At 70.5% G+C, this 11724-nt stretch carries 7 protein-coding genes; 5 read left to right on the forward strand and 2 right to left on the reverse strand.

Annotation, left to right across the window (positions count from 1 at the left end; genetic code table 11):
• Positions 1-18: 18 nt before the first annotated feature.
• A complete protein-coding gene (locus B207_RS34410) occupies positions 19-870 on the reverse strand; it encodes a TetR/AcrR family transcriptional regulator (protein ID WP_018637952.1) in 852 nt (283 codons plus the stop codon).
• A gap of 364 nt (positions 871-1234) precedes the next feature.
• Between B207_RS34410 and B207_RS0117960 the strand changes: the two genes are divergently transcribed.
• From B207_RS0117960 to B207_RS0117980, 5 genes are all read left to right on the forward strand, one after another.
• A complete protein-coding gene (locus B207_RS0117960; RefSeq protein ID WP_026311177.1) occupies positions 1235-2419 on the forward strand; it encodes a cytochrome P450 in 1185 nt (394 codons plus the stop codon).
• A 920-nt stretch (positions 2420-3339) separates the two neighbouring features.
• Positions 3340-4740 carry a family 2B encapsulin nanocompartment shell protein gene (locus tag B207_RS0117965; RefSeq protein ID WP_018637954.1) on the forward strand — a complete coding sequence of 467 codons (1401 nt, stop codon included), beginning with the start codon at positions 3340-3342 and terminating at the stop codon, positions 4738-4740.
• A gap of 3 nt (positions 4741-4743) precedes the next feature.
• Positions 4744-7077: a terpene synthase family protein gene (locus B207_RS0117970; protein WP_026311178.1), complete on the forward strand. Its 2334-nt coding sequence runs from the start codon at positions 4744-4746 to the stop codon at positions 7075-7077.
• A 264-nt stretch (positions 7078-7341) separates the two neighbouring features.
• Complete coding sequence (locus B207_RS41610; RefSeq protein ID WP_018637956.1) at positions 7342-10575, forward strand: EAL domain-containing protein; 3234 nt, start codon at positions 7342-7344, stop codon at positions 10573-10575.
• A gap of 214 nt (positions 10576-10789) precedes the next feature.
• The gene (locus tag B207_RS0117980) at positions 10790-11101 is read left to right on the forward strand and encodes a hypothetical protein (protein ID WP_018637957.1); all 312 of its coding nucleotides are present in this window, start codon (positions 10790-10792) and stop codon (positions 11099-11101) included.
• Positions 11102-11240: 139 nt separating this feature from the next.
• On the opposite strand, the gene B207_RS0117985 is transcribed toward B207_RS0117980, so the two are convergent.
• Positions 11241-11429 (reverse strand): hypothetical protein, encoded by a 189-nt coding sequence (locus tag B207_RS0117985; RefSeq protein ID WP_018637958.1) that lies wholly within the window; start codon positions 11427-11429, stop codon positions 11241-11243.
• Positions 11430-11724 lie beyond the last annotated feature (295 nt).

An 11724-nucleotide genomic window follows, 5' to 3' on the forward strand; every position in this document is an offset into this window, starting at 1 on the left:
CAGCCGGGATCCCAGAAATCAGTCCGGGCCGATCTGGCCGGGCACGGGGGGAACGGCCGGGGGTCGGTCGGGGGCCGGCTGGCCGGGCACCGGGAGGGTGCCCGGCGGCCGGCCGCGGACGGCCTCGACCAGCAGCCCGATCGCCCAGGTGACGGTGCTGGTCGCCTGGGCGGCGTCCAGCTTCCAGCCGGCGATCAGTCGTTCGAAGGTCGGCAGGTTCCAGAGCACGTCGATGGCGGCGGCGGCTTCCAGGCGCTGCTCCTGGGACCAGGAGGACGGCGCCGCCTCGGTCACGGCCCGCAGCAGCGCGGCGCGGCGGCGCTCGTCCTCGGCCACGAACGGGGGCTGCGGGTAGGCGGCCACGCCGCGCCAGACCTCGAACGTCGACAGTGACGCCAGGACACGTTCGGCCAGGGCCGGGAGGTCGTCCAGCCGAAGCTGGTCGTAGGAGAGGCCCACCTCCTCCTCCAGCCGCCCCATCACCGCGTCGTGCAGCTGCCGCTCCGTCGCGAAGTGCCGGTAGACGGTCCGTTCGCTGACGCCGGCCCGGTCCGCGACGGCGCGGAAGGTCAGGCTGCTCCAGTCCCAGGTCGGAAAACCGTGGACCAGCGCCGACCCGGCCGCGACGATGCGTTCGCGGGTCTCGGCGGCTCGCCTGCGCCGCAGCGGGCTGTCGTACCGGCGCCGGTCCGGGGAAGCGCCGTCCTCTTCGCTCTCGCCCTCGGCGCGGTCGTCATCGTCACCGCCGAACGCGCCGGAACCGTCGTCGCCGGAACCGTTGCCGCCGTCGGTGGTGTGGACGGAGGCGCCGGTGCCGGCGGTGTGCGTGATGCCGGCGGTGTCATCGTCAGGGTGTGCCGACGCGGCCATGTGGAGGCAGTCTACTGACGGGATCTCCACAGGGTGGAGACGGATGCCGGGCCCGCCAGGCGCGCTCCGGGGTCGCGGACCGCGCCTGGCTTTCGTGCCAGGTGGGTTCCGCCCATAAGCACACGCCGTGCGCCTGCGCCGGGAGCCGGCGCGCGGGCTCGGCGAGCCCGACCGTGCAGCCGGGATGCGGAGAGGTTGACGTGAGTGATTTCGCGTCAGTACTGTGACACAACACAAGTTTCTGGTCTCGCAGCTGCGGATGTTCGCGTGCCGGGCGAGGGCAGCAGAGGCGCAGGTTCGCCCGCCGATATCCCGACTCCGGGGAACGGTCCGGTGCGGGCTCCGGGGCAGAAAGGTCCGACCGGTGACTGATGTGTGCTGGGACCCGTTCGACAAGGTCATCGACGTCGACCCGTATCCGGTCTGGCGCCGGCTGCGCGACGAGCATCCGCTGTACCGCAACGACAGGTACGACTTCTTCGCGGTCTCACGGCACGCCGACGTCGACGCCGTCCACCTGGACCCGAAGACGTACAGCTCGGCCTACGGCACCATCCTGGAGATCATGGGTGAGGAGCCGATCCCGCCCGGCTTCCTGATCTTCTCCGATCCGCCGGTGCACAACACGCTGCGGACGCTGGTCTCCCGTGCCTTCACCCCCCGGCGCATCGCCGCGCTGGAGGGACAGGTCCGCTCGGTGTGTGCCGAGCTGCTCGACCCGCAGGTGGGCGGAGGCGGATTCGACTACATCCAGGACTTCGCCGCAGTGCTCCCGTCCATGGTGATCTCCGCTTTCATCGGTGTCGACCCCTCCGACCGGGAGGAGGTCCGCCGGATGATCGACACGACCTTCCACATCGAGGAGGGCGCCGGGATGATCAACGAGGTCTCCATGGCGGCCACCAGGCGGCTGCGGGAGTTCTTCGCCGCGCAGATCGAGGACCGCCGCGCCTCCCCTCGCGATGACATGATCACCGCGCTCGTCCAGGCCGAGGTGAAGGACGGCGACGGTACCCGCAGCCTCACCACCTCCGAGGCGGCGACGATCACCAACGAGATGGTCAGCGCCGGCACCGAGACCGTCGCCCGGCTGCTCGGCTGGGCCTGCGTCCTGCTCGCCGCCCATCCCGACCAGCGGGCCGACCTGGCCGCCGACTCCTCCCTGATCCCGAACGCCGTCGAGGAGACGCTGCGGTACGAGGCGCCCTCCCCGGTACAGGCGCGCAAGGTCATGCGGGATGTCGAGCTGTACGGGACGACCGTGCCCGCCGGCTCCCGGATCCTGATGCTGACCGCCTCGGCCGGGCGGGACGAGCGCAAGTACGACGACCCCGACCGCTACGACGTCCGCCGGAACTTCGACAGTCACGTCTCGTTCGGCCACGGCGTCCACTTCTGCCTCGGTGCCGCACTGGCCCGGCTGGAGGGGCGGATCGCGATCGAGGAGACCCTGCGCCGCTTCCCGAACTGGGGCGTCGACCACGACAACGCGGTGCGGCTGCACACCAGCACCGTGCGCGGTTACGAGAAGCTGCCGATCGCGGTCTGAGCGCCGCCCGCCGGCGCTCGCGGGCCGGTCGACCTGACCGCGGGTGTGGTCGGGTCGACCGGCCGTCTGCGTTCGTGGCCCCGTATACCGGGCCACGTCCGGACCACTGCTGCGCGCCTGCCCGGACTGCCACTGCGCGCCTGCCCGGACCACGGAACGGGCTCGCGGCATGGTCCTCCGGCACCCGGACGGTGGCATTCGAGGGCCGCGACGGGTGCCCTCGATAGCTCTCCTGCTAGCCAGATCGAGCTATTGGGGTGCCCAGGACATCCTCAGTTCGGGCTGGTGCTCGAGGCGCGGTGGCTACGGACTGTGCGTGGCTGCCGGTCAGGCCTTCCCGCGCCGTCCGGGGGAGGAACCGAAGCGGCGGTGCCGGCGCGCCGGAATGTCGCGCCGAAATATTCGGCCGGGAACGGCAAGCGCCTCCACCAATGCCACGGCGGCGGCACCCACAGGAGAGAAGATTGCCGGGAGACGGCGGCGCGCCCAGGGCGTCGGTGATCTACCGGCAACCGGCCGGCGGCCGTACCGCCGGAGACCGGTGTCCGGATGCGTGACGAGGTTCCTCACCCGGTGTGCCCGGAACAGGAAAAGGGCTGGACCAGGACGGACCATCACCTCGAACCAGCCCTTGATTGGTTATCGGAAGTTCTTGCCGCGCCCGGGGGATGTGCGGGAAGCTCACACCGCGCCGGACGGCGCTTGTTCAACGCGGCCGAGCTGGCGCCCCGCACCATGCGCGTTCTGCCGGCGACGAACGTCCGGCGATGTATGTCGTGAAGCACATCGGGGGATTCTGCCGTCGGCATGTCCGCCGCCCTGTCATGGCCGTTCCGTGGACCGTGGTGCCGCGGGAACGGATAACCATAACAGTTTTTTCGTCGTGTACAGACGTGAGAGACAGATGGGTGATGCATGCCATGACCGAGCCTGTGAACGTCACCACCGGAACCGATCTCGCTGATCAGCTGAGCCTCAGCACCGCGGCCGCGCGGAATCTCGCCACGACCACCAAATCCGTGCCGCAGATGCAGGAGATCACCTCCCGCTGGCTGCTGCGGGTACTGCCGTGGGTCCACACGGCTGGTGGTGTGTACCGCGTCAACCGGCGTCTGACCTACATCGCCGGCGACGGTCTGGTCTCCTTCACGAACACCGGATCCGACATCCGCGTCGTCCCGGCGGAGCTCACCGAGCTGCCGCTGCTGCGGGGCTTCGACGGTGGGGAGCTCACGACGCTCGCCGACAGCTTCGTCCAGCGGGAGTACTCCGCCGGGGACGTGATCGTCGAGGCCGGCAACGCCGCGGACGAGGTCATCCTCGTCGCCTACGGCAAGGTGGGCCGGTTCGGCCCCGGTGCCTACGACGAGGAGCGGTCGCTGGGCATCCTCAGCGCCGGCGAGTACCTCGGCGAGCAGGCGCTGACCGAGCCGGACGCGACCTGGGACCACACGGCCCGCGCCCTCACGGGGACGACCGTGCTCGTGCTCCCCCGCCAGCGGTTCCAGGAGATCCTCGACGCGTCCGAAACGCTGCGGGCCTGGGTGGACGGCTATCGGAGCCGCCCCGCACCCGCACAGAACCGGCACGGCGAGGCGGAGATCTCGATCTCGTCCGGCCATGTCGGCGAGGAGGTCCTGCCGGGGACGTTCGTCGACTACGAGCTGGCTCCCCGGGAGTACGAGCTCAGCGTCGCGCAGACCGTGCTGAGGGTCCACAGCCGGGTCGCCGACCTGTACAACGAACCGATCAACCAGCTGGAGCAGCAGCTGCGGCTCACCGTCGAGGCGCTGCGCGAGCGCCAGGAGCACGAGCTGGTGAACAACCGCGACTTCGGCCTGCTGCACAACGCCGACCTGCGTCAGCGCGTCCACACCCGGACCGGCCCGCCCACCCCGGACGACCTGGACGAGCTGCTGAGCCGCCGCCGCAGCACCCACGTTCTGCTCGCGCACCCGCGGGCCATCGCCGCGTTCGGGCGGGAGTGCACCGCCCGCGGCATCTACCCGGCCACCGTGCTGTTCCACGACCAGCACGTACCGGCCTGGCGTGGTGTTCCGCTGCTGCCGGTGAACAAGATTCCGGTCAGTGCGGCGGGAAGCACGTCGATTCTCGCGCTGCGCACCGGCGAGGAGAACCAGGGCGTGATCGGGCTGAACCACGTCGGCCTGCCCGACGAGCTGGAGCCGGGCCTTTCCGTGCGGTTCATGGGCATCAACGAGAAGGCGATCATCTCCTATCTGGTGACGACCTACTACTCCGCCGCCGTTCTCGTCCCGGACGCGCTCGGGGTGCTGGAGAACGTGGAGATCGGTCGCTAGGGCATGCAGCCCTTCACGCTGCCGCGTTTCTACGTACCCTATCCGGCCCGGTGCAGCCCCCATCTTGGCTCGGCCCGCGCCCACAGTCGGGCGTGGGCCGCGGAGATGGGAATGATCGGAGCCCCCGACGAGGGTGTGGTGGTCTGGAGCGAGAGCGACTTCGACGCACACGACTACGCCCTGCTGTGCGCCTACACCCACCCGGACGCGTCCCCGGTGCGGCTCGACCTGATCACGGACTGGTACGTCTGGGTCTTCTACTTCGACGACCATTTCCTGGAGCTTTTCAAAAGGACCGGCGACATTGCCGGTGCCCGCCGCTACCTCGATCGGCTGCGCGCCTTCATGCCCCTTGACGGCGCGATCGACGCGACCCCGGGGAACGGGGTGGAAAAGGGGCTGGGCGACCTGTGGGCCCGCACGGTGCCGGATCGGACAGCCGCCTGGCGGCAGCGTTTCGTGCAGAGCACCCGCAACCTGCTGGACGAATCGCTGTGGGAACTCGCCAACATCAACGAGAACCGGGTGGCGAACCCGGTCGAGTACATCGAGATGCGGCGCAAGGTCGGTGGCGCGCCCTGGTCGGCGAACCTGGTCGAGCACGCCGCGGACGCCGAGGTGCCGGCCGGGATCGCCGGCCTGCGGCCGATGCGGGTGCTGCGGGACACGTTCGCCGACGCGATCCACCTGCGCAACGACCTGTTCTCCTACCAGCGCGAGGTCGAGTCGGAAGGCGAGCTGAGCAACGGTGTCCTGGTCACCGAGCGGTTCCTCGGCTGCCCCACGCAGACCGCGGCCGACCTCGTCAACGACCTCCTCACCTCCCGGCTGCACCAGTTCGAGCACACGGCGCTGACCGAGGTCCCGCCGCTGCTCGAGGAACACGGAGTCGACCCGGCGGCCCGGGCCGCCGTGCTCGCCTACGTCAAGGGCCTGCAGGACTGGCAGTCGGGTGGCCACGAGTGGCACCTGCGCTCCAGCCGCTACATGAACGACGGCGCCGCCGGGACGGTGGCCCTCCCGGCCGGGAGGGGGCTGGTCGCGGCCGGGCCGGCGGGGCTGGGGACGTCCGCCGCCCGCATACTGGAATCGATCGTGGTCACCGCGCCGCAGCGGCTGCGCGCGTTCAGCCATGTGCCCTTCGAGGTCGTCGGACGGGTGCGCGCGCCGGACCCGTACATGCCCTTCTCCACCGGGGAGAACCGGCACCTGGCCGCCACCCGCCGGGAGACCACCCGCTGGTCCCGAGCCATGGGTCTGCTCGACCCCGTGCCCGGGATCTGGGACGAGCACAAACTCGTCGCCTACGACTTCCCGCTCTGCTCCGCGGGAATCGCGCCGACGGCGAGCCGCGACGAGCTGGATCTCTCGGCGTTCTGGCTCACCTGGGGCACCTACGCCGACGACTACTACCCGGTGGTCTTCGGGCGGACGCGGGACCTCGCCGGCGCGAAGGCGTGCACCGAGCGGCTGAAGCAGTTCCTGCCGGTGGAGTTCGAGGCGGTGACCGACGCGATGCCGCCGCCGGTCATTCCACTGGAACGGGCGCTGGCCGATCTGTGGGCACGCACCGCCTCGCCGCTGAGCCCGCGCGGGCGCCGCGCCTTCCGGGCCGCGATCGAGACAATGATCGACAGCTGGCTCTGGGAGCTGGACAACCACGCCGCGAACCGGATACCCGACCCGATCGACTACCTGGAGATGCGGCGCGCGACCTTCGGCTCGGACCTGACCATGAGCCTGGCCCGTCTGAGCCTCGCCCGCGTGGGCCAGGCCGGGGCGGGCCAGACCGGGTCGGACGACGCCGGGTCGGACGACGCCGGGTCGGACGAGGAGCCAGCGGTGCCGGCCGAGGTGTTCGCGACGCGGCCGGTCCGAGCGCTGGAGAACTCCGCCGCGGACTACGCCGCGCTGCTCAACGACATCTTCTCCTTCCAGAAGGAGATCCAGTTCGAGGGAGAGCTCAACAACGGCGTGCTGGTGATGCGTACCTTTCTCGACTGCTCGACGGAACGTGCCGTGGCGGTGGTCAACGACCTCATGACGGCCCGTATGCGCCAGTTCGAGCACATTGTCGATCGTGAGCTTCCTGCCCTGTTCACCACGTACGACCTGACCGACCAGGCCCGGGACGGGCTGCTGCGGTATGTCGCCGACCTGAGGAACTGGCTGGCCGCGGTACTGCGCTGGCATCAGCGCACCCGTCGGTACGACGAGGGCGAGCTCCGGGCACACCCGGCGGCCGGCGTTCCGCCCTTCGGCTCCCCGACCGGGCTGGGCACCTCGGCCGCCCGCCTCGCCAGCACGGCCCGCCTCGCCAGCCGCGCCGACTTCTGAGCAGGCTCGCTCGGAGCGACCCCCGCATCCAGATTACCCAGGGACACCACCTCGACGCTCTCTGTCGACAGATTCTTTAGATGTCGGGTCGACAGCGTGCTCCGGAGTGGTGTCACCGGGTAATGGAGAGGCGTGGCTTGGCAGTGGACGGGCGCAAGCCCGGGAACGGGAAACGGTTCTCGCGGCCGCAACCGCGACAACGGCCAAGGCGTTCGTCCGGGGCGGAGTGCGTCGGGCGAACCCCCGCCGGAGGGGGGCGGCATCGTGCCGACGGCAGGGACCGGCGGGGCGCGCCGCGGCGTGCTCGCCGGTGACCGTGGCTTCTTCCTCATGCCACCGCTGGTCGGCAGTGTGTTCCTGCTGGTGCTGCTGGTCGTTCCCGGCTCGCCGGGCTATCTGTGCCCGCCGCTCGCCGTGGCGGCCGGGCTGGGCGCGGCGACGGTGGTCGCGACCGTCGCCGTTCCCGGCGAGAACCTGCGGGTGTTCCGTGCCCTGGCCCTCGCCTCGTCGGTGACGATGACGGCTGCCATCGCGTTCACGCTGCTCCGGGAGGGCTCCGCGGAGCTGGCGTTGACCCTGCTGTTCTGGTTTCCGTGGATGGGCGGCCAGATCGGGCTCGTCTGGTCCCGGCTCGGCGTCGCCCTGACCCACGCGGGGCTGGTGGCGGTCGTCGTGCTGGGCGCTCTCAGCGGCTACGGGCGCCTGACCGCGTTCCCGCTCGCGAAGGCCGCCTGCGGCCTGAGCGTCCTCGCCGCCGCCTACTTCACCTACACCATGTTCCAACGGGGGCGCGGACATTCGTTCACCGACCCGCTGACCGCACTGTCGAGCCGGGCCGGGCTGATCCAGGTGGGTGATCCCGTCGTCGCCGAGATCCTGGTGACCGGGCGGCGGGCTGTCCTGATGGTCGTCGACCTCGACCACTTCAAGGAGATCAACACCGCCTTCGGCTACGAGGCGGGCGACGAGGTGCTCCGGGGGTTCGCCCGCTGGCTGCGGCTGGTGAAACCAGCCCCGCTGGTCGCCGCCCGGCTCGGTGGGGACAAGTTCGCGCTGCTGCTGTCCGGAGGCCCGATGAACAACGGCGGGGCGCGCCCGCCGGCGACGGCAGACCCCGCTCTCACCGCCTTCGGTCGCGGCATCCTCGAACAGCTCGACGGGCGGCTGCGGATCGGCGGTGTGGACGTCGAGGTGGAGGCCACCATCGGCGTCACCGCCGCCCCGTCCTGCGGTGACCGGATCACCTCGCTGCTGTCCTGCGCCGACGCCGCGCTGGCCGACGCCAGGCGCAGTGGCGAGCGGGTCGGCGTGTGGACGACGGGAATGGCCGCCGTCCAGCCCTGGGAACTCGCCCTGCACGCCCAGCTGCGGTCCGCGATCAACGAGGGCGAGCTGGAGCTGTTCTACCAGCCGATGCGGGAGACGGCGACCGGGCGGCTGGTCGGTGTCGAGGCGCTGATGCGCTGGCGGCACCCCGTCCGCGGGCTGCTGCCACCAGGCTCGTTCCTTCCGATGGCCGAACGCTCCTCGTTGATCGTCGAACTGACCTGGTGGGAGCTGGACGAGGCGTTGCGCCAGTGTGCCCGCTGGCGCGCACAGGGCATCCAGGTGGACGTCTCCGCGAACCTGTCGCCGCGCATGCTCGTCGTGGACGAGCTCCCCGCCGTCGTCGCCGAGCGGCTGGCGGCCTACGACCTCCCGCCCGACATCCTCACCCTCGAGATCACCGAGAACGCGCTCGTCTCCCAGCCGGCGCGGGCCGCGTCGATGCTCGGCGAGCTGCGGATCTCCGGGGTCAAACTTTCCATGGACGACTTCGGGACCGGCTACAACTCCATGGAGATCCTCAAGGCGCTGACCTTCGACGAGATCAAGATCGACAGGAGCTTCGTCGCGGACGCCCAGGGCAGCCTGCCGGACATCGCGATCGTGCGTTCGGTCGTCGACCTGGGGCACCGCCTCGGGCTGCGGGTCGTCGGCGAGGGGATCGAGGACGAGCCCAGCGAGCGGATCCTGACCGAGCTCGGCTGCGACCTCCTCCAGGGCGACGCCCTGTCGCCTCCGCTGCCGGCGCGGGACCTGGCCCCGCTGCTCGCCGCCGAACCACAGCGCGACACCCGCCACGGCTCGCCCGTCGCAGGCTACGCACCAGCGGCCTGCCGGAGCCGGCCCGAGCGGCCGACCGCGGAACGGCCGACCGCGGAACGGCCGACCGCGGAACGGCCGACCGCGGAACGGCCGACCGCGGCGTGGGAGGCTGCCGAGGCACGAGGCAGGGGCGCGGGTACAGCGCCGCCACCCACGGCGGAGGCAGGGCGGCCGGGAGGCACGGCCCGGCCCGAGGGCGGGCAGAGCGCCGCCAGGGCCATGACGACACCGACGGTGCCATGGTCAGCGGTGACGCAGGACGACGAGCAGGCGGGTGTCGAGGTCACCGGGCGGACCAAGCGGTGCTGGACCGAGGGCGGCCTGGGCGCGCCCCTCCCCGCGGACGAGGATGCCCGGCTGGCCGCGCTGCACAGCCAGCGGCTCCTCGACACCCCACCGGAACCCGAGTTCGACCAGATGGCGACCCTCGCGGCCCAGGTCGCCGAATGCACCTACGCCCACGTCGTGCTCGTCGACGCCGACCGGGAGTGGTTCAAGTCCTGGCACGGCCTGAAGATCGATGTTCTGGCGGGCCGGGTGGGCGTGGCCTCCCACGCGGTCTCGTCGGGTGACTACCTCGAGGTCGCGGACGCCCGGAAGGACATGCGCTTCGCGCACATCGTCCAGGTCGACCCGGATGTCCCGGTGCGTTTCTGCGCCGGGGCGCCGCTGCGGACGTCCGAAGGGCACGTCCTGGGCGCGCTGTGCGTGTCTGACCGGATGCCGCGCAGGCTTGCGCCGGGCCAGCGCCGCGGGCTGCACCGCCTCGCGGACCAGACGGTGCGGCTGTGCGACGCGCGTCGCGAACGTCTGATGGGGGAGGAGATCACCGAGGCGCTGCGCGGCCTTGACCAGTTGTGGCATCCGGAGGACCTGCCCACCGCGGCCACTCTGATCGCGGACGTCGTGCGCTCACTGAGCGGCGCGGACGCCGTCGGGGTGATGGTCGCGAAGCTGCCGGGCGCGACGGTGTTCGAGGCCGCCGGTTCGTCCGTGTCGCCGGGAACCGAGCCGCTGACGCAGGTGGGCGCCCGGGTGAACCCCGATGACGATGCCGCCCTGCGCGCGTTGTCCCAGCTGCGGGATCCGCTGTTCATCGCGGATCCGACCGGGACGCCGCTCATCCCGGCTGAGCGTGTCGAGAAACTGAAGATCGGCTCCGCGCTGGTGATCCCGTTTCCCGGCGAGGGCGGCCTGCTGGGTTTCGTCGCTGTCCGGTGGACGTATCCGTTGAAACGGGTGGAGCCCTCGGTCATGCGTGCGGTGACCCTGTTCACCACGTCGGCGCGGTACACCCTGCACCGCCTGTGGGTGGCGCAGCGCCCCGCGCAGCACGGCAAAGGGGCATGAAAGGAAACGTCGAAAAGCGCATGAATCCCGCCTGTCGGCAGGCTGCGCACGAACACGCCATGTCCGGCGGCTACCGATTCCGATGCAGTGCTGCGGGCTGCGGGTGAACATGCCGGTGCCGCTGCTCGTTTAGCGCTCCCCGAACCCCCTGGGGTAGCGTTCGCCTCGCGTCTTCACCACCTCCTGAAACATTCATGGTGAAAGGAATCACTAAATGACCCAGCAGCAGGAGCAGCAGCGTCAGCAGGTGGAGCAGCAGCTTCGTCAGAACTGGCGTCAGCTGCGCTACCGCCTCCTCGACCAGTTCGGTCAGGTCAGCACGGCGGACCTGGACGCTGCCACCGGCATCAACGACCTCGTCGCGCGGATCGCGGACAAGACGCACCACAGCGAGCGGTACGTCGAGAACCGCCTGCGCGAGCTGGTCGGCGTCGGCGGCGCCCAGGGCGGGCTCTCCGGCGAGCGTTTCGGCGGCGGCGAGCAGGGCCAGCAGAACCAGCAGAACCAGCCGTTCGGCAACCAGTAGTCAGCTCTTGCGTAGTTAGTACTTCCACCGGGCGGGCGCGGCGAGGAACACGACTCCACCCGCCGCGTCGGCCCGGTCCCACCCGGCCCGGGCAGCACTCAGCCCGGGCCGGGTACCCTGTACCCCGTCTGGTGCCGTGCTACTGCGGGCCGGCGACCGATTCGACGCGACGCTCCGCGAGCAGTGACCGGAATTCAAGAAGGTCGTCGATCAGCGCCTGGTTGTCATTCGTGCGGGGAAGTCGGCGCAGCTCCTCGAGCATAGCGTCGGTTTCCGTCATGGTGGGAACACCGTCGATCGAGGCAGCTATCGTGACGATATCGGCCATGGGAACACCGCCTGTCAGAGCTCTCGGCCACGTCACCTGGTCCGTCCAGGCGCGCTGAACTTTTCCAGAATTACACTCGGCTATGTACCCGGTGTTAAGCCGGGTCACCTTCCGCGTTACGGCGGCAGTTGGTCCTGATGCGCTGCGTGACTTTTCGTCCCGGTGCGGTGGGCTGGTCTGCCGCGGTGGCCGCGCCGTCTCCGTTCCGGCGATCCCGAGGTCCGGCGCTCCAGGTGGTCCTGGTGGTCCTGGTGATCCCAGTGATCCCGACATGGGCGTGTATGCGGTTTGCGAT

The sequence above is a fragment of the Parafrankia elaeagni genome, from assembly GCF_000374165.1.
Taxonomy (GTDB): domain Bacteria; phylum Actinomycetota; class Actinomycetes; order Frankiales; family Frankiaceae; genus Parafrankia; species Parafrankia elaeagni.

What these genes read in the sequence shown, in the direction of transcription:
- B207_RS0117965 (WP_018637954.1), top strand. Translation starts at nt 3,340, where the DNA reads ATGACCGAGCCTGTGAACGTCACCACCGGAACCGATCTCGCTGATCAG.
- B207_RS0117970 (WP_026311178.1), top strand. Translation starts at nt 4,744, where the DNA reads ATGCAGCCCTTCACGCTGCCGCGTTTCTACGTACCCTATCCGGCCCGG.
- B207_RS0117985 (WP_018637958.1), bottom strand. Translation starts at nt 11,429, where the DNA reads ATGGCCGATATCGTCACGATAGCTGCCTCGATCGACGGTGTTCCCACC.
- B207_RS34410 (WP_018637952.1), bottom strand. Translation starts at nt 870, where the DNA reads ATGGCCGCGTCGGCACACCCTGACGATGACACCGCCGGCATCACGCAC.
- B207_RS0117980 (WP_018637957.1), top strand. Translation starts at nt 10,790, where the DNA reads ATGACCCAGCAGCAGGAGCAGCAGCGTCAGCAGGTGGAGCAGCAGCTT.